The organism is Rhizobacter sp. P3_B12 (genome assembly GCF_056402895.1).
This window is the reverse complement of sequence record NZ_JBFUGN010000007.1, coordinates 1-19,986: the sequence shown is the minus strand read 5'-3', so window position 1 is coordinate 19,986 and position 19,986 is coordinate 1. Positions and strand designations below refer to the sequence as shown.

Annotated in this window: 15 protein-coding genes; 7 read left to right on the top strand and 8 right to left on the bottom strand. The window is 65.2% G+C overall.

Features of this window, described 5'->3' with window-relative positions:
- Nucleotides 1–8: 8 nt before the first annotated feature.
- Nucleotides 9–758 (bottom strand): LuxR C-terminal-related transcriptional regulator, encoded by a 750-nt coding sequence (locus tag AC1D01_RS01020; RefSeq protein ID WP_477864256.1) that lies wholly within the window; start codon nt 756–758, stop codon nt 9–11.
- A gap of 161 nt (nt 759–919) precedes the next feature.
- On the opposite strand from AC1D01_RS01020, the gene AC1D01_RS01015 reads away from it, so the two are divergent.
- The 3 genes from AC1D01_RS01015 (at nt 920) to AC1D01_RS01005 (ending at nt 5,842) form a co-directional block, all read left to right on the top strand.
- Nucleotides 920–1,687 carry an SDR family oxidoreductase gene (locus AC1D01_RS01015; protein ID WP_477864255.1) on the top strand — a complete coding sequence of 256 codons (768 nt, stop codon included), beginning with the start codon at nt 920–922 and terminating at the stop codon, nt 1,685–1,687.
- 31 nt (nt 1,688–1,718) lie between these two features.
- Nucleotides 1,719–2,648 (top strand): alpha/beta fold hydrolase, encoded by a 930-nt coding sequence (locus AC1D01_RS01010; RefSeq protein WP_477864254.1) that lies wholly within the window; start codon nt 1,719–1,721, stop codon nt 2,646–2,648.
- 302 nt (nt 2,649–2,950) lie between these two features.
- Nucleotides 2,951–5,842, top strand: a complete 2,892-nt coding sequence (locus AC1D01_RS01005; RefSeq protein ID WP_477864253.1) for an ATP-binding protein — start codon at nt 2,951–2,953, stop codon at nt 5,840–5,842.
- Between the two features lie 479 nt (nt 5,843–6,321).
- Here AC1D01_RS01005 and AC1D01_RS01000 read toward each other — a convergent pair whose 3' ends face one another.
- Together AC1D01_RS01000 and AC1D01_RS00995 are read right to left on the bottom strand one after the other, a co-directional pair.
- Nucleotides 6,322–7,395, bottom strand: coding sequence for a serine hydrolase domain-containing protein (locus AC1D01_RS01000; RefSeq protein WP_477864252.1), 1,074 nt, complete (start codon nt 7,393–7,395; stop codon nt 6,322–6,324).
- Nucleotides 7,396–7,564: 169 nt separating this feature from the next.
- Nucleotides 7,565–7,885 carry a hypothetical protein gene (locus AC1D01_RS00995; protein ID WP_477864251.1) on the bottom strand — a complete coding sequence of 107 codons (321 nt, stop codon included), beginning with the start codon at nt 7,883–7,885 and terminating at the stop codon, nt 7,565–7,567.
- Between the two features lie 274 nt (nt 7,886–8,159).
- Between AC1D01_RS00995 and AC1D01_RS00990 the strand changes: the two genes are divergently transcribed.
- Both AC1D01_RS00990 and AC1D01_RS00985 read left to right on the top strand, forming a co-directional pair.
- Nucleotides 8,160–8,600 carry a hypothetical protein gene (locus AC1D01_RS00990; RefSeq protein WP_477864250.1) on the top strand — a complete coding sequence of 147 codons (441 nt, stop codon included), beginning with the start codon at nt 8,160–8,162 and terminating at the stop codon, nt 8,598–8,600.
- Between the two features lie 4 nt (nt 8,601–8,604).
- A complete protein-coding gene (locus AC1D01_RS00985) occupies nt 8,605–9,114 on the top strand; it encodes a hypothetical protein (RefSeq protein ID WP_477864249.1) in 510 nt (169 codons plus the stop codon).
- Between the two features lie 739 nt (nt 9,115–9,853).
- Here AC1D01_RS00985 and AC1D01_RS00980 read toward each other — a convergent pair.
- The 5 genes from AC1D01_RS00980 to AC1D01_RS00960 all read right to left on the bottom strand — a co-directional run bounded on the left by AC1D01_RS00980 (nt 9,854) and on the right by AC1D01_RS00960 (nt 17,031).
- Nucleotides 9,854–12,646 carry an endo-1,4-beta-xylanase gene (locus AC1D01_RS00980; RefSeq protein ID WP_477864248.1) on the bottom strand — a complete coding sequence of 931 codons (2,793 nt, stop codon included), beginning with the start codon at nt 12,644–12,646 and terminating at the stop codon, nt 9,854–9,856.
- A 67-nt stretch (nt 12,647–12,713) separates the two neighbouring features.
- Entirely contained in the window at nt 12,714–13,991 is a 1,278-nt protein-coding gene (locus AC1D01_RS00975; protein WP_477864247.1) for a TRAP transporter large permease subunit, read from the bottom strand.
- Nucleotides 13,988–14,593, bottom strand: a complete 606-nt coding sequence (locus AC1D01_RS00970) for a TRAP transporter small permease (RefSeq protein ID WP_477864246.1) — start codon at nt 14,591–14,593, stop codon at nt 13,988–13,990. Before AC1D01_RS00970 ends, AC1D01_RS00975 begins: the two co-directional genes overlap by 4 nt.
- A gap of 28 nt (nt 14,594–14,621) precedes the next feature.
- Complete coding sequence (locus tag AC1D01_RS00965) at nt 14,622–15,836, bottom strand: fumarylacetoacetate hydrolase family protein (RefSeq protein WP_477864245.1); 1,215 nt, start codon at nt 15,834–15,836, stop codon at nt 14,622–14,624.
- A 175-nt stretch (nt 15,837–16,011) separates the two neighbouring features.
- Complete coding sequence (locus tag AC1D01_RS00960; RefSeq protein WP_477864264.1) at nt 16,012–17,031, bottom strand: TRAP transporter substrate-binding protein; 1,020 nt, start codon at nt 17,029–17,031, stop codon at nt 16,012–16,014.
- Between the two features lie 142 nt (nt 17,032–17,173).
- On the opposite strand from AC1D01_RS00960, the gene AC1D01_RS00955 reads away from it, so the two are divergent.
- Nucleotides 17,174–18,145: a LysR family transcriptional regulator gene (locus AC1D01_RS00955; protein ID WP_477864244.1), complete on the top strand. Its 972-nt coding sequence runs from the start codon at nt 17,174–17,176 to the stop codon at nt 18,143–18,145.
- Nucleotides 18,146–18,833: 688 nt separating this feature from the next.
- Nucleotides 18,834–19,481, top strand: a complete 648-nt coding sequence (locus tag AC1D01_RS00950) for a hypothetical protein (RefSeq protein WP_477864243.1) — start codon at nt 18,834–18,836, stop codon at nt 19,479–19,481.
- Nucleotides 19,482–19,986: the final 505 nt, after the last annotated feature.

The window sequence follows — 19,986 nt, the reverse complement described above, 5'->3', positions numbered from 1 at the left end:
CGAAGCCCTCAGGTGGGCGCGAGTCGATCTGCCTGGAAGCGGCGGCTCGTCGGACCGGTGCGACGGCGAAGCGGCCGGCGGTCTGGCGCACAACCGTCGGCCACCGGGTCCAGCAGGCCGCGGCGCTTGGCAATGTCCGCTGCCGCCGTGCGCGTGCGAGCGTCCAGCTTGTCCAGCAGCGCCTTGACGTGCGTCTTCACGGTGCCGCAGCCGATGTTCAGTTCGGCGGCGATGGCCTTGTTGCACAGGCCGGTGGCCATCAGCCGCAGCACATCGATCTCGCGAGGCGTCGGCAGGTCCTGCGCCACCGTGTCGGCCAGGCGCTGTACCACGCTGCCCTGAAGGTAGCGTTGCCCGCGGGCCAGCGCCATCACGGCGTCCACCAACTGCTCGGGCAGGCAGTCGTGCGTCAGGTAGCCCTTCACCCCGCGCTCGAGTGCGCCGCGGATGCTCAGTTCGCCGTCCAGATGGGAGAGCACCAGCACGGCCGGCGCCGACGGGCCGCGGTGCAGCGCCGCGGCAATGCCCAGGGGCAGGTCGGTGACGAGCACATGCACAAGCGCCGCCTCGCCACCGGCCGGGCCGACGTTGGCCGTTCGTTGCTCGTCCACCTGGAAACGGCTGTCCGCGCCCAGCGTGGCCACGATCCCGCGGTTGACGAGCGGTTCGGAGTGGGTCACCCGGACGCGGGTGGCAGTGTGCATCGGCATGGTCTTCTCCTGGGTTGGGCTCGGGCCCGGCATGGCCATGTTCTGCATGCCGGCGCGCCATGACCAGTGAAGCGACGTGAAGCGTTGCGAGCGCGGCGCTTCACGCCGGCCTTCACACCGCCCTTGACGACGAATCGCGCCGATTCACTCGCGCTTCACGCCGCCATCGTCCAACCTTCAGGCCGTCAAACACAGGTCGGGAGTTCCACATGAGTCAACGTCTCAAGAGCAAGGTCGCTCTCATCACCGGCGCCAGTTCCGGCATCGGCCACGCCACCGCATTGCTGTTCGCCGCGGAGGGTGCGAAGGTCGTCGTGGGGGCGCGCCGCGCGGCCGAACTGAAGAACCTGGCCTGCGAGATCGACGCCCGCGGCGGCACGGCACTGTCGCTCGCCGGGGACGTGCGCGACGAAGCCTATGCCCAGGCGCTGGTGGCGCTGGCCGTGCAGCGCTTCGGTCGACTGGACGTGGCCTTCAACAACGCCGGCACGCTGGGCGAGGCGGGCGCGTCCACCGGCGTGTCGGCGCGCGGCTTTGCCGACGCGCTGGCCGTCAACCTCACCGGCGCCTTCCTCGGTGCCAAGCACCAGATCGCCCAGATGCTGAAGAACGGTGGCGGCTCGGTCATCTTCACGTCCACCTTCGTCGGCTACAGCGCGGCGTTCCCGGGCGTGGCGGCCTACGCGGCAAGCAAGTCGGGCCTCATCGGGCTCACACAAGCGCTGGCGGCCGAGTTCGGCCCGCAGGGCGTGCGCGTGAACGCGCTGCTGCCCGGCGCCGTCGACACCCACATGTACCGCGACATGAACGACACGCCCGAGTCGCAGGCCTTCATCACCGGGCTGCACGCACTCAAGCGCGTGGCCACGCCGGAGGAACTGGCCCGCTCGGCCCTCTACCTCGCGTCGGACGACTCGTCCTTCGTGTCGGGCACCGCTTCGCTGGTCGATGGCGGCCTGTCCATCACGCGCACCTGAATTCCCCAACCGCAACCACCAAGGAGTTTGCATGTTCTCTTCCTCCAAGTACCTGCTCGGCGCCGCGCTGCTGTCCGCCGCCGCGCTCATGGCCACGCCGCACGCGATGGCACAGCCCAAACCCTATCCCGCCACGTTCAAGCTGCAGGACATTGCGACCAACGGCACGACGTTGCACGTTCGCGTCGGCGGCAGTGGCCCGGCCGTGGTGCTTCTCCACGGCTTTGGCGACACCGGCGACATGTGGACGCCGCTGGCCACCGAGTTGGCCAGGAACCACCGCGTCGTCGCGCCCGACCTGCGCGGCATCGGTCTGTCGGCGAAGCCCGAGGACGGCTACGAGAAGAAGAACCAGGCCAAGGACATCCGCGGCGTGCTGGACGCGCTGGGCATCGACCAGGCTGACGTCGTGGGACACGACATCGGCGTCATGGTGGCCTACGCCTACGCCGCTGCGTACCCGACCAAGACGACGCGGCTGGTCGTGATGGACGCACCGCCCCCCGGAATCCCGCCGTGGGAAGAGATCGTCCGCGACCCCAAGCTGTGGCATTTCGACTTCTACGGCAAGGACGTCTTCCGTCTCGTGCAAGGGCGTGAACGCATCTTCCTGGACCGCTTCTACAACGACTTCGGCGGCCAGCCCGAGAAGATCGACGAAGACACCCGCAACCACTACGCGCAGCTCTACGCGCGGCCCGGAGCCATGAAGGGCGCACTGTCGCAGTTCCACGCCTTTCGCCAGGATGCGAAGGACAACGTGGAGTCGATGAAGACCAAGCTCACCATGCCCGTGCTGGCCATCGGAGGCGAGAAGTCGTTCGCCGGGGTGGAAGCCGTGGTGATGCGCAACGCGGCCACCAACGTCACGGAGCTCGTCGTCCCGCGCGCCGGTCACTGGTTGATGGAGGAAGAGCCGGCCGCCGTCGTCCAAGGCATCAAGGACTTCCTGGCCAAGTAGGCGCAGCCCCATGAAAGTCCTGGGGCTGATCGCGGGACGACTTCATCGCCCGCCAGCTGTCCAGGCCCTTCCGGCTGCATGCCACCTGCGACGAGTCCATCGGCCGCGCGAGCGCCTGCGGCGTGCACGCGCATGCCCACGCCTGGGACCGCACGGCGCCGGCCGAGGACGCTCGCAGCTTCTGGGGCGCGCTGGGCTGCTCGTGCCGGGCGTTTTGAATTCRCGGCGATTCACACCACAAGTCAGCGACTTTCTTCCATGATGCCGACGCGCCGTGCAACTCCGGCAGTTCGGCACCCGAAATGGACTCAACCACGGCAGAGCAGGTCGCCCACGGTCAGACGACAGCCTTTGACTTCGGGCCGTTCCGGTACGACCTGATCCGTCGCGAGCTCCGCGACGCCAACGGGCCGGTGCGCGCCGGCAACCGCTCGCTGCAGCTGCTGCAGGCGTTGCTGCAAAGTCCCGGTCGGCTCTACAGCCGCGAGGAACTGGTCGCACAGGTCTGGCCGAGCACGGTGGTCGAGGAGACCAGCCTGCGGGTCCACATGTCCGCGCTGAGGCGGGTGCTCGGCGACGGGCAGGGCGGAGCCAGGTACATCACCAACGTGCCGGGTCGGGGCTACGCCTTCGTCGGCGAGGTGCGGGCATCCACGTCGACCGTGACGTCAGCAGTCCAGGTGCTGGACGACCCGAAGGACGCCTTGCGCAAGCTGCCGCCCCTGCTCACGCGCCCCGTCGGCCGCGGCCAGGACATCGCCAGGATCGGCGAACTCCTGTCCCGGGAGCGCCTCGTCTGCGTCGTCGGCGCCGGCGGCATGGGCAAGACGACGGTCGCCCTCGCCGCGGCGGAGCACCAGACACCGCTGCACGAGCAGGGATCGTTCTTCGTCGATCTCTCCATGCTGACCGACCCGGCACTGGTGGTCGTCGAGGTCGGGCAGTCCTGCGGCCTCGATGTCGCGCGCGGCGAGCCCTGGGCGACGCTCGAGAACGCTCTCAGCCGCCAGCAGGCCCTGCTCGTGCTGGACAACTGCGAGCACGTGATCGACGCCGTCGCGGCACTGGCCGACCGGTTGCTGCGCAGTTGCCCGCAATTGCGCATCCTGGCGACGAGCCGGGAGCCGTTGGAGGCTGAGGCGGAATGGGTGTTCAGGCTGCCGCCGCTGGGCGTGCCGGCGCCTGATGCCCTGCTGTCCGTCGATGATGCGCTGGCCTACCCCGCCATCCAGCTGTTCGTTGAGCGTGCGAGGGCGGCCTGCGCGTCGTTTGTCCTGACCAACGCCAACGTGTCGGCGATCAGGCAGCTCTGCGAGTATCTCGACGGCATTCCGCTGGCGATCGAGCTCGCCGCCGCCCGCGTGAACAGTCTGGGTGCGCAAGGGCTGCTGCTGCGCCTGGAAAGCGCCTTCGAGTTGCTGACGCGGGGGCGGCGTACCGCCATGAGCCGTCACCAGACCCTGCATGCGGTGATGAGCTGGAGCTACGAGCTGCTGACCGAGACCGAACGGCGGGTGCTGCAACGCCTGGCGGTGTTCAGAAGTGCCTTCGACCTGGATGCCGCCGTTGCTGTTGCAGCCGGCCCCGAACTGGCCGAACGGCAGGTCATTGACAGCGTGCTGAGCCTGTGCGGGAAGTCGCTGATGGTGCTTGAGACGGGCAGCGGTGGTTCACCGCGCCATCGGCTGCTCTACGTCACCCGCCTGTTCGCCGAGCGGATCCTTGCGGCCATGCCGGAAGCTGCACAGGTGCACCGCCGGCATGCCGTCTTCGTGCTGGGCTGCACGGTGGATTCGAACAAGGGCCAGCAGCAACTCTCCCGCTTTCGCCGCAGCGCTGCGCTGGCGTCGGCCATCGCCGAACTGCGCGCCGCGATCACCTGGACGTTGCTGGAGGAGAACGACCTCGCGCTCGGTCTGGAGGTGGTCGCCGAGTCCATGCCGAAGTGGCACATGGCGGGCCTGTTCGAAGAGTACGGTCTCCACCTGATCGCCGCGGTCGACAAGGCTGGGCGTGCCGGCGTGGCGGGCACGCGCCTTCTCACGCGTTTGCAACTGCTGCAGACCTTCCTGTCAGGCCAGACGCTGGCAGACAGCGAAAGTCACCAGCGCGGGATGGCCATTGATCGACGCCTCGTGGACCGGTTCGACGGCCCTGGGGACAAGATCGAGGCGCTCTTCGCCCTGTGCGCGAGCGCTTTCGGTCGAGGTGACTATCTGCAGGTGTTGAGCCGCTGCGAGGAAATACGGGAGCTCGCGCAAGGGGATCTGGAAATGCTGTCTGTCGCCGTAGGAGACCGGCTCACGGCGATTGCATTGCACGAGTTGGGCCAGCACGATGCCGCGGAGCGGTTGGCTCACCGGGTGATGAAGCTGGACGCCGATGGGCTCGAGTCGCGCTTTCAGAGCCCGCTGCCCTTTCAGCTCTCCATGCAGATCAGACTGGCTCGCATCCATTGGCTGCGCGGTGATTTCCGGGTGGCCTGGGCGATGGTTCAGGACATCGTCGTGAGTGACGACGAGGCCCACATCTACATCAAGATCCATCCGCTTGCTTTCGCGGCGATTCCCATTGCCATCTGGCGCGGCGACACGCAGGCAGCGGCCCTGTGGAACCACCAACTGCTGAACCATTCCTTGCGCGGCAACGTGCCGTACTGGCAATCGTTCGCCCAGGTGTTCGACTGCCTTCTGGCCGGCCGGCCGCTGCTGCCCGACCGCGCCGAGGGCCAATTGCTGGCCAAGAACGCCGTGCTCATGGACATATGCGCCGCATTGCAGTTGGCCGCGCCGGACCCCATCACGCTGGCCCGGGCACGTCGGGGCGAGGTGGGCTGGTGCGCACCAGAGGTACTGCGCCTGGCCGCACTGGCGGCGCTTGATCCGCACGATGAAGCCGGCCGGGTCCGCTGTATCGCCGAGCTCCGCGCGGCATTCGAGCTCAGCGTGGAACAGGGCGCGCGTTTCTGGTCGTTGCGGATTGCCATCAGCCTCTTTGAGGTGGCTGCGGCAGGTTCCGCCGAGCGGGCGTCCGCCAGAGGCATGCTGTTGCCACTTCTGAACGCCATCGACGACGGTTCGGCGCAACCGGATCTGCAGCGGGCGCGGTCTCTGGCGGCGGGAGAGAACTGCGGGCCCCAGGCCTCGCACGCCTTTCAGCAGATGCGCACGCACGGGGCCGCTTCAGCGCAGTGAGTTCGAGACGCTCAAGCAAGAACAAACAGCCTAGGGGCTTGCGCCTCTAAGCGGTTGAATCATTTCTTGTTTTTTGGTGCGGCTGGCAGGATTCGAACCCACGACCCCTTGGTTCGTAGTTCTGTCGCCGCGCGTACCTTGTTGATTCATAAGAGCAGGCTCTTGGAAGAGAGTCGCATCATTGCCCTGGTGTGCGTTGCCTCGCACCAGCCAGTCCCCCAATAATCCCCCACAGCTCCGGCCGCTATGCAGCGGTTGCGGTCGGTCGCTTCGAGCTATCGACCGGCCGCTTGCTGCCTCAATGCGGACGCTGCAGCGCTCCGGAGGTAGCCGAACGATCGGCCAAGCGCCGCGGCACGCTCGGACGCTCGTCAACGCGCCGTGCCGCCAGCGGATCGGGTTGGGTTGAACGTCCGCTGTGCGCCTGCGCGAACTGGCACTATCGACCCATTGCTGCCATCAACCGATCAACAAAGCGGTCATCCGGCGGCCTCTACGATCCGCGCCACGACAGTCATCACGGCATTGGTCTGCGTGGCGAGGTCACGAGGTGCAGGGTTGTCGGCCGTTGTCGTCACCGCGAGCCGAAGCGATGGAACTACAAGCGCAAACTGCGCCCCATAGCCCCACGCCCAATAAGCGGGCCTGCCGCTCAAATGGCCGGCGAACCATAGATAGCCGTAGCCGGTTTTCTGCATAGGTGCGGCACTCCAGGTGGTCGGCACGCGAAAACTCATGCTGTCCTTCACCCACTGTGCCGGCACAACTTGCTTATTGCCCCATCGACCGTCGTTGGTCATCGTCCAGGCGACCTTGGCAAGGTCCCGTGCGCGTAAGCGCAGGCCTCTGTAGCTCATGTAATTTCCCGCCTTGTCGCGGACTGCCGCGAGCCTTTCAATGCCAAGCGGAAGGAACAGGTCACGCTGCGCGATCTGGTCCACGGGCATGCCATGGGCTTGCACAAGAATTGGGGACAGCAACGAAATCGCAGCATCGTTGTAAACCCACTTCCCTACCGTTTGCGGTTCGACGGGAAGTCGCAGTGCGAAGGCAACCGGGTCTTCTGCCGTTTCCAAGGCACCCAAGCCCGTTCGATAGTCATAGACCAGGCCCGAGGTATCGGTGAGGATTTGTTCGAGCGTGATTGCGAGCGCGGCTGCACCGGGCGCTTTCGCTGCTGCTTGAGGCAAGAGAGTCGCGACGGTTTCCGAAAGACCCGCAATTTTTCCTTGCTGAATTGCAATCCCGACAAGCATTGAGGTGACGCTCTTCGTGACGGAGTTGACTCCCTGCAGATCGGAAGCCGTCGCGCCACCGTAGTACTGTTCGCCTACGAGTGCTCCGTCCTTGACAACAAGAATGCTTCTAAGCGCTGTCACCGATCGGGCGCCATCCAAGATTTTCTGAACTGCCTCCCGGTCGCTGCCAGCGCCTTCCCCCGGATCGATCCAGTCCTCTGCGCTATTGGCGGCGAAACTTGAGGCGTTTGGCGGCAGCACGCCAACCGCAAGTGCCAAACTGCCAGCGACGAATTCGCGGCGTGATGTTCGCATGGTCATCCTTGGTTGAGGCAACCGTAACCCCCATCTGCATGGGCGCGCTCAGCCGCCGAGTGTCAGCTCCTGACCGAATTCTGAGGCACGGGCCGACCGGCCGCTCATGGCCGATCGTTGCCGATCGCGTTGCACCGGGTGCGTCCATCGGCTGCGGAGAACTATCGACTCACTCCGGGCACGCAGATTCGCTGATGTGCTTGAAGCGGCCCACATCGGGAACCCAGTCATTCAACGCCGCCTCGAACGTGGCCTGATCGATAGCGAGCCTCCGGCCATCTTCGATGATGTAGCGATCGAAGTTCCATTCGTCATCTCTCCAGCCGTCCTGAAGAACAAGGCGACGGAACTCGAAGTCCCAATACTCCCATTGAGACCAAGCTGAGTTCAGATATCGTCGCTCCTCTCGAGGGATGCCCGGCTTCGGCACCGGCCGCACTCGAACGAAAGTAGCCTCGCCGGAACCCTCGGGCGAAGTCTCGACAACCACTGTGTCACCCTCGTTCAGATAGGCTGAGATCCGTTCTGGAAGCATGTGGCAAGGCTATCAGGAGCCGGTTCTGCGCTGAGGCTCGCGGACGAACCTGGAAGCAGACGGATGCGACCGGCTGCTCCTGGCCGACAGTGCATGTTCGCCGCGTCGCACGCTAGCAGTCGGTCGCAGGCCGTTCCGTCTCGCTGGGCGACCGCTTGCAGGGCGACGGACGAAGGGGCGCTGTCGGCCACAAGCAGCCAGTCATGGCCATCCGCTTTCGGGCAACAACATGACCGGCTACGATGTCTCCGTCAGCGTCGCGGAGCGAGAAGCGCACGACCTCAGTCGTCCTCGGAAGGGCTGCGGGCTTCGACACCTCCCGTTGACAACCAAACACGATCCCTTCACCGGCTGCCCTGCCGCCTACGCAATTCCGACATGCACATCCTCCCGTCCAGCCATGCTTGAAGGACCTTACCGCGCCCAAAGTTGGCAAGAACGTTGGTTCAAGGCTGAGGGTGTTCTTGCTTTTCTGGAGATGCTGACGTTTCTCGTTGTCGCGGTACTCGCTGGCTACGACTGGTTCCTGGCTGGACAGTACGTCAGGCTGTTGTCGGTCCTCGGGAGTGCGGCCGCAGTTGTCGCTCTTACGATCGCGACACGGTTGCCCATCCTCATGTTCGGCCTCATCGTTCCCATTGTTCTCAACATGTACTGGTCAACACCGTAGCTTCATGAGTGCTCATCGCGATCAACGGATTCTTGTCGCTGTTCGTGAGGCAGGCCTGCCTGCTGAATTTGCGACTATTCTGCAGACCGAGTGCCCGTGGCTCGACGGCGCAACAGAAGTCAGCGAGAGCATCGGCCCAGATCTGCTGGCTGAGCAAGCGGCCCGAGCACAGCTATCGCAGGAGCTGATCGAAAGCTTCTTCTATGCATACAACGCCATTGTTCGAAGTGCGTCCAATCCATTCGAGGCACTCCAATCCGACGCGTACGCAGAGGTGTGTGCCGCCCTCGTAGGCCAAGGACGTGCGGATGCCTTCGGAGAGGGGGACTACTGGGTGAACTCGGACTCTTTCTCGACACGGATGCCTAACGTCATCGTGTTCAACGATTTCCGCTTCTCGACGAAAGCCACGCACGCTCTTCAGCGAATCCTCGCAGGCTATGCCAGCGTATTCAGCGAGCTTCGCATCTCATCCGAGGAGGGTGATGAGGTGCTCACCCTGCGCCCCCAATGACGCCGAACGGAGTCAACGCGAGCACCTCTTGCATCCAGTATTGAACGTCTGCTTGCCAGCGCTCTGAGTGATGCTGCCAATGTCTGCTCAGGGTCGATTGCTGCGCTTCGCTGCTCGCGACAGCAGCCCTTCGACCAGGTCAGCATCGTCGTTGCGGCGCCGTCCGCTCGGCCGTGATTGAGCAGATCCAACGCGGTCCGCGATGAAGGTCTGCTTTGGGTCCAAGCCGTCGTTCGGCCGCCGTCCCTGACCGACCGCAACCAGTCTGAAGCGGCCGTCAGGTCGCACTGTCCCGGAGGCCCCAGCACGAGATCTGAGACGAAATGCGGGCGTGGTCGGCGGACTCGGAACAGGGCGAGGACTTCTCCCTGTGCGACCGCCTGTTGGGACGTGCGATCATCCCCATGTGCGCTGCGGAACACGACTTTGCCCACTAGGCGGACCTCGGGGCGTGGGGTCGTGTTCTATCCCCAGTGCCCGCGACGAGGGGCCCGTGACCAGGTGCCGCGCCACCAGCCTGGTCGCACCTACCGCCGCTCACCCCCGGCGCCCCTTGCCGAGAAAGCCGGCTGTGCGACAGGTCGCTTCGCATGAGCGAAACGACACGAACAGTCTGCGGCCGTCACGGGTCCTTCTGCCAGCGGGCCGTCCAGAAGCGAAAGCACCCGATGCAGAGTACCGGGTGTCCCCACCGGATGAACCGGCCACTACTGCCCGCGTCTCCACGCGCCAGGACCACTCACCGACAGTGCATGTGCGGCGGAAGCAGCTGCAGAACAGCAAGCACATCGCGCATCTCCACGAACCCATCCTGATCCAGGTCGGCGTTGCGGAGATAGCCATGCTGACCCGCGCGCTTCCATAGCGAGCTTGCCGCGGCCGATGCATCGGCGCACGTCAACTGGCCGTCACCGTCCACATCGCCCGGAAGGTACGGCTGGATCTCGAAGGCGTACAGCTTGACGCCGCTGCCCTCCTGCGGACTTCCCGCCTGCAGGGCGACGAACCCGCCCACCGAGCCCTGCCGTTGGCTGATGGCGTTGTTCGCGTCGCGGTTCGGCGTGGTGCCGTCCGCCACTTCGTTCAGCACGTAGTGCTGCGGGCTGGCGCTGCTGCCGGCGTACTGGAACATCTTCATCTCACCGGTTCTCGGGTCGACAGGCGTGTTGAACCACACCGCCTGGTCCAACACCCGTTCGGCGATCTGCGAACCCTCCTGGCCGTTCGTCTGTCGAGTGATCAGCGAATACTGGCCCGCCACCACCGTGCCAGTGGCGCCATTGCCCCTGAATAGGAGGTGCGGGTACACGTTGGAGCCGTGGATGTAGCTTTCCATCGTGTGACCGGTCTCGGCCGCATACGGTCCGGCGGCGGGGCTCTTCGACTCCTCGAAGACGAACTTGTGGTTGTCCTGGGCCAGCGCCGGCTCGCTCGTCGGCGCATTCGAGTTGCGCAACGGAAGCAGCGTGTCGCCACGCAGCACGACGGGCGTGCGGGACAGCGATTCGGGCGAGGTGCTCGTCGCCGGCTTGCTCCTGTTCGTCAGCACGTTCGTCCGGAGCTCTCCGGTGTCATGCGGTGCCGTCGTCGCGGACGCCACCATGTAGGTCCTGCCGGGTTCGAAGCGCTTCACGAGCCGCCATGCCTTCTCGGTCGAYGGGTCCTTGGCCAAGCGAAGTCCCAGGGGCCCGGAGATGGGATCGTGCGGCAACAGGATGAGCGTCTCGCGATCGTGTTTCTGCACCACTTTCATGTCGCGCGCACCGGATGCCCGTGCCATGCCGTCGGCTGCGTAATAGGTCTTGTACTGCTTGAACCGGGTGTCGCCATCGCTGAACCGGACTTCGGCATAGGACAAGGGCGACGCCAAGGCGTTCGGCGCGTCCATCCACGAAACGGTCATGTGCCCGAAGGACAGGACGAAGGTGGCGGTGTTCTCCACCCCCACGTTCCGATAGGCAGCGGCTGGCGCCGGGCCCCGCGCGGTCACCGTCACATGGCAAGGCTTGCCGGGCACCACGGCGCAGTCGGGCGGGTTGAAGGTCATGTTCTCGACGGCGTACCCAGGAGGCAGGGAGACATCGTGCGCGCCGAAGGCGACGTGCCGCGTTCCCACCGGCACGTGGATGTCGAGCATCGCGTGCGCGCTCTTGCCGCCCCAGGTCCTGGCCTTGAAGATCTCCCCACCGTAGCGGAAGGTCGCCTTCACACCGTTCGGCGGCAAGCCTGCATCGATGAGGTACTGCTCCGGGTTCGTGGTGGCCCAGTACGCTTCCTTGGGCTGGCCGACGGCCGACCACGGGTAGCCATTGGTGTGGTACCCCGGGTCCGTCATGCCCCACCAGGTGACCCGGTGCACGCCGCCCTTGTAGTGCGGGTGGCGACCGCCCGGGCCGGCGGCGTACTCCTTGAGCAGGCTGAAGAGCTTCGCGTACTGCACGCCCTGCTCAAGAAACAGCGCGTTCATCTCGGGGCCGTTCTGGATGCGCTGGGCCTTGTCCAGGCCCAGGGTCGGCGCCAGGTCGAGTTCGGTCAGGTCGACGCTCACGCCGACCTCGAGATAGGTCTTGAGGGTCCTCTCGAAGGCGTCCAGGTTGAGCCTCATGTCCCAGTGGCCCTGGGTCCCGATGACATCGACCAGCGGCCTGGGCTTGCCCCTTTCGTCGTACAGGACCCGGCCCCTGCCGGCAGCCGACTCGGCGGCGTAGCGTTCGTTGAACTCCTTGACCATCGACGCGATCGCGGTGGCCTTCGAGGCCCGCTCGTTGTCGTTGAAGTCGTTGTAGTTCAGCAGCGCCGTCGTGTTCTGGCGGGCGTGGAAGAACGCGTCGTACATGTAGTCCCAGCTCTTGCCGCCCTTGGCGTAGGCCTGGGCCCAGCGGGAAGGCCGCTCTTCCGGGTTGTAGCCGGTGCGCAGCGCGTTGCGCCAGTCCGCCGGGTTCTCGGGGTTGTCCTTGAACGCCTCGTTGACGACGTCCCAGGCGTAGGTCTTTTGGGGTGACCGATCGAAATGGCCGGCCACGATCCGGATGTAGTACTCCAGGCTCGTCCTGGCCATGGCGTAGTCCCACGGTGTCTCCCATCCACCGTTCGGGGTCAGGACGTTGGCGGCGGGCCATTGCGCCGACTGGTTGTGCCACAGGAGCGTATGGCCGGTCACCTTGACGCCACGCGTGTTGGCGGCACCGATGTCCACGTTGATGCCCGAGGTGAAGTTGGTCAGGAAACCCGGGGCGGGGTCGGCGATGCCGCCACTCCAGAACTCAGGCTTCATCGCGTTGCTGGGCGTCACCGCGTTGAAGTGCTTCACGGTCATGGCCGCGACCGAATCCTCGCCCGGCACGACGTTCGCGCCGAAGTTCGCGGCGTTGAGATTCGTGCTGCCGATGAGGAAGTGGTTCTTGTAGACCTCCTTCAGCGCCGGCCAGTCCGCGGGATTCGCGGGTCGGTCAGCCGCCAGGGCGGCGGCCGCCATCGTCAGTGCCGCCGGGAGGGCCGCGAGGCCCTTGAAGATCAGGCTGCTGGAGTTCATTCCCATCCTTTCAATGATTCGGTGGAACGGGGAAGCGCTCGTGCGAGCGCAGGCTTGAACCAGGACTTCAATAGAACCAGCGCAGCGGCACGAGCACCGTCTGCGGGAAGAGGACCATGACGAACAGCATCGCGACCTCGGCCACCATGAACGGCAGCACCCCGCGCGTGACCTCGTCCATCTTCATGCGGCCGACACCGGCCACGACGTTGAGGATGGTGCCCACCGGCGGCGTCACCAGGCCGATGGAGTTGTTGATGATGAAAAGCACGCCGAAGTAGACGGGGTCGATGCCGGCTGCCTTGATCAGAGGCATCAGCACCGGCGTCAAGATCAGGATGGTGGGCGTCATGTCCATGGCCGTGCCCACCAGCATCACCAGCAGCATGATGGCGATCAAGAGCAGCGTCTGGTTGTCCAGCAGCGGGCGCAGCAGGTCCACCACCTGCGTGGGCAGGTTGGCCACCGTGATCAGCCAGGCCGACACCATCGCCGACGCCACCAGGAACATCACCACCGCCGTGGTGCGGGCCGCCGTGACGAAGATGCGCACCAGCGCCTGCAGCTTCAGCTCGCGGTACACCACCGTGGAGACGAACAGGGCGTAGACGGCCGCGACAACCGCCGCTTCGGTGGGCGTGAACACGCCCATGCGCAGGCCCACCAGGATGAACACGGGCAGCATCAGCGCCCACAAAGACTTGCGTGCCGCCGTCAGTATCTCGGCCCGGGTCTTTCGCTGGGGGAGCACCAGCGCCTCCTTGCGGCCCACCCACCACCAAGTCAACGCCAGTGCCAGGCCGATCATGATGCCGGGGACGATCCCGGCGATGAACAGCTTGCTGATCGACACGTTGGCGGCAACGCCGAAGATGACGAAGCCGATGCTCGGCGGAATGATGGGACCGATGACACCCGACGCCGCGATCAGCCCGCCCGAGATCCGCTTGTCGTGCCCCGCCTTGATCATCATGGGCAGCAGCAGCGCCGTCAGCGCGGCTGCGTCGGCCACGGCCGAGCCCGACAAGGCCGACAGCAGGCAGGCCGCGAGGATCACCACGTAGCCCAGCCCGCCCTTGACGTGGCCGACGAGCGCCAGCGCGAAGTTGACGATGCGCTGCGACAGCCCGCCGACGTTCATGATCTCGCCGGCCAGCATGAAGAAGGGCACGGCCAGCAAGGGAAAGCTGTCGGCACCGTTGATGAAGTTCTGCGCCAGGATCTGCGCGTCGAACAGGTCCAGGTGCCACATCAGGGCCACGCCGCTGGCCAGCAAGGCGTAGGCGATGGGAATGCCGAGCGCCATCGCGCCGAGCAGACTGCCGAGGAAGATGAAGACGGTCATGCGCGTGGCCCGTGGGGTACGTCACCAGGACGGGGGTGCGCAGGCTGCGCGTCGTTGCGCGCCAGCTCGGCCTGCAGGGTCTCGAGCTCGGCCTGCTCTTCCGACTCCCTGATCCTCACGAGCTCGCCCTCCGAGAGGTGGCCCGTCACCAGGCGCGCGAGCTGCAACAGCAGCAGGATGCCGGCGCAGACCGAGAAGATCACGCCCGAGGCATAGAAGACCGCCATCGGTGTACCGGTCACGGGCGCTGCCACGTCGAGGTTGATGCGGGCCTGCTGCCAGCTGCCGTCGAGGAACAGCCAGGTCACGTACAGCATGAGCAGGTGGCCCAGCAACAGGCAGGCCTTCTTGCCGGCCACCGGAAGTCGCGACACCAGCATGTCGGTGCCGAGGTGCCCACCTTCCTTGAGCGCCACCACCGCGCCCATGAAGCACAGCCACACGAAGAGCCAGCGCGAGACTTCCTCGCTGATGGCGATGCCCGAGTTGAAGGCGTATCGCAGCACGACGTTGCCGAACACGAGCACGACCATTACTGCGAGTGCCGCTGCGATCAGCAGGTCCAAGGCGCGGCAGAACCGATCGATGGTGCTGTCGATCATGGCGCCGTCCCGAAGTGCAGGGCGGCCATCACAGCCGGGCCCCCTGCAGCAGTCCGCGAGCGGCCAGGTTGCCGAAGAGCGCGCGCAGGCCGAAGCGCCAGGGCGGCGCGGCCTCGCAGTGCGTCACCCGGTTCTGCAAGCCGCCCAGCCAGTGGCTGTGGATGGTGACCACGTCGCCCAACTTGTGGGTGAAGCCGCCGCCCGGCTCATCGCGGTCTTCAGTGGGCGCGAACAGGGTGCCCAGGAACAGCATGAAGCCGTCGGGGTACTGGTGGCAGGCCGTCGTCTGCGCCACCAGGTCGACCGGGTCACGGCTGATGCTGGCCATGGTGTTGATGCCGYGCAGCGTGAAGCCGTCATCACCCACGACATGCAGGTGGACGGTCTCGCGGCGCAGCTCGTCCAGGCCGAAGCTGTCGTCGAACAATCGGATGAACGGGCCGATGGCACAGGATGCGTTGTTGTCCTTGGCCTTGCCGAGCAGCAGCGCGCTGCGGCCCTCGATGTCGCGCAGGTTGACATCGTTGCCCAGCGCGGCCCCGGCGATGCCGCCGCGGCCGTTGACGGCCAGCACCACCTCCGGCTCCGGGTTGTTCCATCGCGAATCGGCGCGGATGCCGATGTCCTGGCCGTGTCCCACCGCCGCGAGCACCGGGGCCTTGGTAAAGACCTCGGCATCGGGCCCGATGCCGACTTCCAGGTACTGCGACCACAGCTTCTTCTGCTGCAGGAGTTGCTTCAGCGCCTGCGCCTGCGGCGAGCCGGGGCGGATGTCGGCCAGGCTGGTGCCGATCAGCGCCAACACCTGGCTGCGCAGGCCCTGTGCACGGCTGGGGTCGCCACCCGCCTGCTCCTCGATCACGCGCTCGATCATGCTCGAGGCGAAGGTCACGCCAGCGGCCTTGATCACCTGCAGGTCGCACGGCGCCAACAGCCAGGGTGCCGAGTCGTCCCGGCGAGCGGACCCGCTGTTGTCGAGCAACCCCTCGACGCTGCAGAGCAACTCCCCGGGCACCGACCGAACAGCTTGCGCCGGCTGGGCCGTGTCGAGCAGCGTGCTCATGGTGGGGAAGTGCCGGCTCAGGTCGAAGACACCCTCCGGCCGCAGCACCACCACGGATGGGCCGGCCGGCGCGCCAGCGCGCCAGACACGCCCTACCAACGTGCCGGCCAGGCCGTCCTGTGGCAGCACGGTGTGCATGCCATCGGCGCGCACCGGCAGCGCCGTTGTCGTTGAACTCATTCTGGTTTCCTCGGCGTTGTCAGTGGTTGTGTTGCGGGGTGCGTTCGGCGATGCGCCGGTACTTCAGGGCAATGCCGAGCGTGGCGCCATCCACCAGCTGGTCCATGGCCGTGGTCGTGGTCGCGAGAGAGAAGCGTGGATGGAGGGCGGCTGCGCCGCCCCCACGAGGAACGGGCTACTTCGCGGCAGTCGTGCCGCCGCGCACCTTGGCCAGCTCACTGTTCAGCTCGGCCGTCGTGTCCTCGCCGAACTCCTTGCTGAACTTGGCCAGCACGGGCTGCAGCTTGGCCTGCATCTTCGCGTGTTCAGTCGGCGGCAGCTCGGTGACCTGCATGCCGGCCTTCTTGAGGTCGGCCAAGGCCGTCTCGGAAAATGCGCGGATGGTCTTGCGCTCATACAACGTGGCGTCTCGGGCCGCGTCCTGAACGATCTTGCGTTCGTCGGCCGAGAGGCCGTCCCAGGTTTTCTTGGACAACAGCAGCACCCAGGCGCTGTACATGTGGCGCGACAGCACCATGTGCTTCTGCACCTCGTAGAACTTGCTGGCGAGGATGGTCGCTGCCGGGTTCTCCTGCCCATCCACCGCCGCCTGCTCCATCGCGGTGTACAGCTCCGTGAAGGGCATGGGGGTTGCATTGGCACCCAAGGTGTTGAAGGTGTCCAGGAACAGCGGGCTCTGGATGACGCGCAGCTTCAGGCCAGCGAGGTCCTCCGCGCGCAGCACCGGGCGGCGCGAGTTGGTGACGTGCCGGAAGCCGTTCTCCCAGAAGCCCAGACCCATCAGTCCCTTGTCCGGCAACGTGGCCAGCAGCTTCTGGCCGAAGGGTCCGTCCAGCACCGCATCGGCCTCCTTCTCGTTGTTGAAGGTCAATGGCAGGTTCAGCACGCCGAAGGGCTTGATCAGCGACACCAGCGTGGAACTGTCGGGGATGGTCATCTCGAGCGTGCCGCCCCGCAGCGCGGACGTCATGCTGATGTCGTTGCCCAGCGAGCCACTGGTGAAGACCCTCGCCGTCATCTTGCCGCCGCTCTTGGCCGCCAGCTGGTCCGCGAAGTACTTGAGCGCCTTTGCCTGGGGGTGGTCTTCGCTCAGGCCGGTACCAACCTTGAACACGTGGTCCTTGACCTGTGCCGAAGCGGGGCCCGCCAGAGTGGCCAGCAATGCTGCGGCCACGCAAAGTGATTGCATTTTCATGATGTCTCCGAAAGGTTGTACGTCAGGCGCGCCCACCCTGCTGTGACGCGCCGGCCCTCTGTTGGGCGGTTCTTGATGGGGCTGAAGGCTAGGAGAGTCCCCGTTCACGGTCCACTGACTTTTTCGCTAGCATCCATTCCAAATGCTGATGAGTTCGGACAAGCCTTCTGGGAAACCCTTGGCGCTGGCGCAGGTCTCGCGACTGCGTTTCAGGCACCTGCAGTTCCTCGACATCCTCGGAAAGACGCGAAATCTGCGCCTGACGGCCGAGCAGATGCACATCACCCAGCCGGCCGCGACCAAGGTGTTGGTGGACATCGAGGAGATGCTGGAGTCGCGCCTGTTCGATCGCCTGCCGCGCGGCATGCGGCCGAATGAGCTGGGCCTCTTCACCTTGCGCTATGCGCACGCGGCCCTGGACGGCCATCGCAAGTTCGTCGACGAGTTCAGCACGCTCAAGCAGGGTGGCCATGGCCACTTGTCGATCGGCGCCATCTCGGGTTCGGCCGCACACCTGCTGATTGCCGCGGTTGCCGAGCTTCAGCGCCTGAGGCCGCTGCTCGTCGTGAAGGTGCTCGAGCAGAGCAGCGACCAGTTGATCACCTGGCTCGCCGAACGCAAGATCGACATCATGATCGGCCGCTTCACCGACGAGTCGCAGCGCGCCCAGTTCCAGTACGAGAAGCTCTCCGACGAGGGCCTGCAGATCACGGCGGGTGTGCACCACCCGCTGCGCGGAAACCACGCACCTGGGTGGGTGGAACTGTCGCACTGGCCCTGGATCCTCTATCCGATGTCTACGGCGCTGCGCAAGGTGTCGGATGACATCTTCAGCAGCACCGGCCTGTCGCTCACCTCCGGGATCGTGGAGACCCCGTCATTCCTGTTCGCGCTGGAGCTCCTGCAGAGCACGAACATGCTGTCGCTGCAGCCCGCAGCGCTTGTCGACAAGTACGTGCGGCGTGGGCTTCTTACGCGCATCGCCTCAGAGCTTCCAGACCGCATGCCCGACTTCGGGATGATCACACTGCAAGGTGAGCAGCCCAGCACCTCAGTGCAGGCCTTCATGTACGTCATCCGCACCCTCGCAGGCCAGGCTGCAGACAGCGTGTAGGGCGCGGCCTCGAGGTCCGGGTGCGATCCAGGCCACGCGGTCGCGCGTCTTCTCGCCGTTCGCCAGTCGCTCGATGCCCAGCGGGTTCTCCGCCGATCAATTGGTGGCCAACGGTTGGGGTCATGCTCTCTCCTCTGTGAGGCTTGCGCCGCGATCAACGGAATTCGGCGCCCGGCAGGGGCGCAACACCTCCCGAGAGGCCTGGAACGGCCAGGCCCGCATGCCAAGGACCCGCCCGGCCATTGGCAAATTGCGTTTCCAGCGAGATCCATAACGAGGGGATATCTCGCGCGCTCCGGCCACCATAGAGGAMCGAAATCGGCCCACGATCAGGACACCAGCGCCGGCTCTCTGCGTGGGTTGGGCACCCAGATCACGGTCTGCACTACACCGCGTCAATTTCGAGGCTGCATGGCTGCTTTGCAGCGATTGCAGTCTGTCGCTTGGAACTGCTGACCGTCCGCTTGCTGCCCTGACGCGGACGCTGCRGCGTGCAGGAGGTAGCCATGAGATCGGTCGAGCTTCGTTGCAGAAGGGACGCATCGTCAATGCGCCTTGGGCCAAGCAAGAAGGTGCCTTGATTGTCCGCTTGGCGTCGGAAGCTCCGCTGTGCATCCCGCTTGCCCCGACGCTGGACTCGCGTCTCCCGTATCCATACATTGGCTGAGCAGACACGAAAGGCGACAACATGCTGGACACCTTGGTTAAGGCAGCGGAGAAGGTCGGTCAGTTGCTTGATGTTCGCGAGAAGCGCAGGAAGGAGCAGTACGAAGTCTTCATCGAGCCGGTGTACACGACGCTGTTGGCCGTCCACACAGACTACGTGCGGATGTTCGAGATCTGCCATGAACGCCTTGATGCGAACGAGCCGTTCCCATCGTTGATCTATTCGTTCAGTCAGGATCAGCGAGCGCTTGAGCCAGTCCGGAGAGATCTCGCGGCGAAGATCCGGGTTTTTGGTGGAAGCGCAGCCGGCCAACCGTATGCCGACTTCTTTCACACAGCGGAGAAGTACCTCGTTACGCCTGAGCTGCAGTACATGCCAAACGTTCTAGGAAGGGACACCTGGGACGATTTGCTCGGCATGTCGCGCAGCCGCATGTTCAAGCACATGCTGATCGCAACATGGAAGCGCATCGATAGAGATCGCCTGACAGCGTTGGGCACACCCGTAGAGGAGAGCAACGAAGAAAGGATTTTTCTCGACGGCGCTCGTGAAGAGCAGGCCAGAGCCACGCTGCAATATGCTCTCTCCAGGCTGGTGTCCGATCTGCAGGATCGATGGAATTTTCTGGCGCGGGCCCATGCAGAAGCGCAGGTCTACGCGAAGGGCTAGTCCACTCGGATGAGTGTCCTGCCTCTCTGAGCTACCTGACGAGGATCGTCAACACGGCGCCGACGCCGATTGCCACGGCCGCAACGATTGCTGCCCAGAGGGTGTACTGAGCAGTGCGACTGCGATTGGCAACCCTCTTTCAGCAGCAACCGCGGACCTCTCTGCTGCGATCGTCGCTCTTTCGGTGAAAGCAGTTTGTGCGAGTGCCGCTTGATGCAGTGCGGCTCGGTAGCCCCTGCGCCTGCGCCAGGGTTGAACCCGGAAATGAAGGTTGTGACTCACGCCTGAGTTCGCCGTGCCCAGCTACTTTTGCTCCCAACCCACGACGGTTCCATTTTCTACCGTGATGCGGAGGGCGTATCGGTCGTGGACGAACTTCAGGTACACATTCAGGGCCACGCCGCGGTGATTCAACTGCGACACCAGACTCAGCAATGACGAGTCGGAGACCGGTCCGACCCCATCTCCTGGAGGTCTCCGATACTGGCTGGAAGGTAGATGACCG

What these genes read in the sequence shown, in the direction of transcription:
- AC1D01_RS01020 (WP_477864256.1), bottom strand. Translation starts at nt 758, where the DNA reads ATGCAGAACATGGCCATGCCGGGCCCGAGCCCAACCCAGGAGAAGACC.
- AC1D01_RS01015 (WP_477864255.1), top strand. Translation starts at nt 920, where the DNA reads ATGAGTCAACGTCTCAAGAGCAAGGTCGCTCTCATCACCGGCGCCAGT.
- AC1D01_RS01010 (WP_477864254.1), top strand. Translation starts at nt 1,719, where the DNA reads ATGTTCTCTTCCTCCAAGTACCTGCTCGGCGCCGCGCTGCTGTCCGCC.
- AC1D01_RS01005 (WP_477864253.1), top strand. Translation starts at nt 2,951, where the DNA reads ATGGACTCAACCACGGCAGAGCAGGTCGCCCACGGTCAGACGACAGCC.
- AC1D01_RS01000 (WP_477864252.1), bottom strand. Translation starts at nt 7,395, where the DNA reads ATGCGAACATCACGCCGCGAATTCGTCGCTGGCAGTTTGGCACTTGCG.
- AC1D01_RS00990 (WP_477864250.1), top strand. Translation starts at nt 8,160, where the DNA reads ATGACCGGCTACGATGTCTCCGTCAGCGTCGCGGAGCGAGAAGCGCAC.
- AC1D01_RS00985 (WP_477864249.1), top strand. Translation starts at nt 8,605, where the DNA reads ATGAGTGCTCATCGCGATCAACGGATTCTTGTCGCTGTTCGTGAGGCA.
- AC1D01_RS00975 (WP_477864247.1), bottom strand. Translation starts at nt 13,991, where the DNA reads ATGACCGTCTTCATCTTCCTCGGCAGTCTGCTCGGCGCGATGGCGCTC.
- AC1D01_RS00970 (WP_477864246.1), bottom strand. Translation starts at nt 14,593, where the DNA reads ATGATCGACAGCACCATCGATCGGTTCTGCCGCGCCTTGGACCTGCTG.
- AC1D01_RS00960 (WP_477864264.1), bottom strand. Translation starts at nt 17,031, where the DNA reads ATGAAAATGCAATCACTTTGCGTGGCCGCAGCATTGCTGGCCACTCTG.
- AC1D01_RS00955 (WP_477864244.1), top strand. Translation starts at nt 17,174, where the DNA reads ATGCTGATGAGTTCGGACAAGCCTTCTGGGAAACCCTTGGCGCTGGCG.
- AC1D01_RS00950 (WP_477864243.1), top strand. Translation starts at nt 18,834, where the DNA reads ATGCTGGACACCTTGGTTAAGGCAGCGGAGAAGGTCGGTCAGTTGCTT.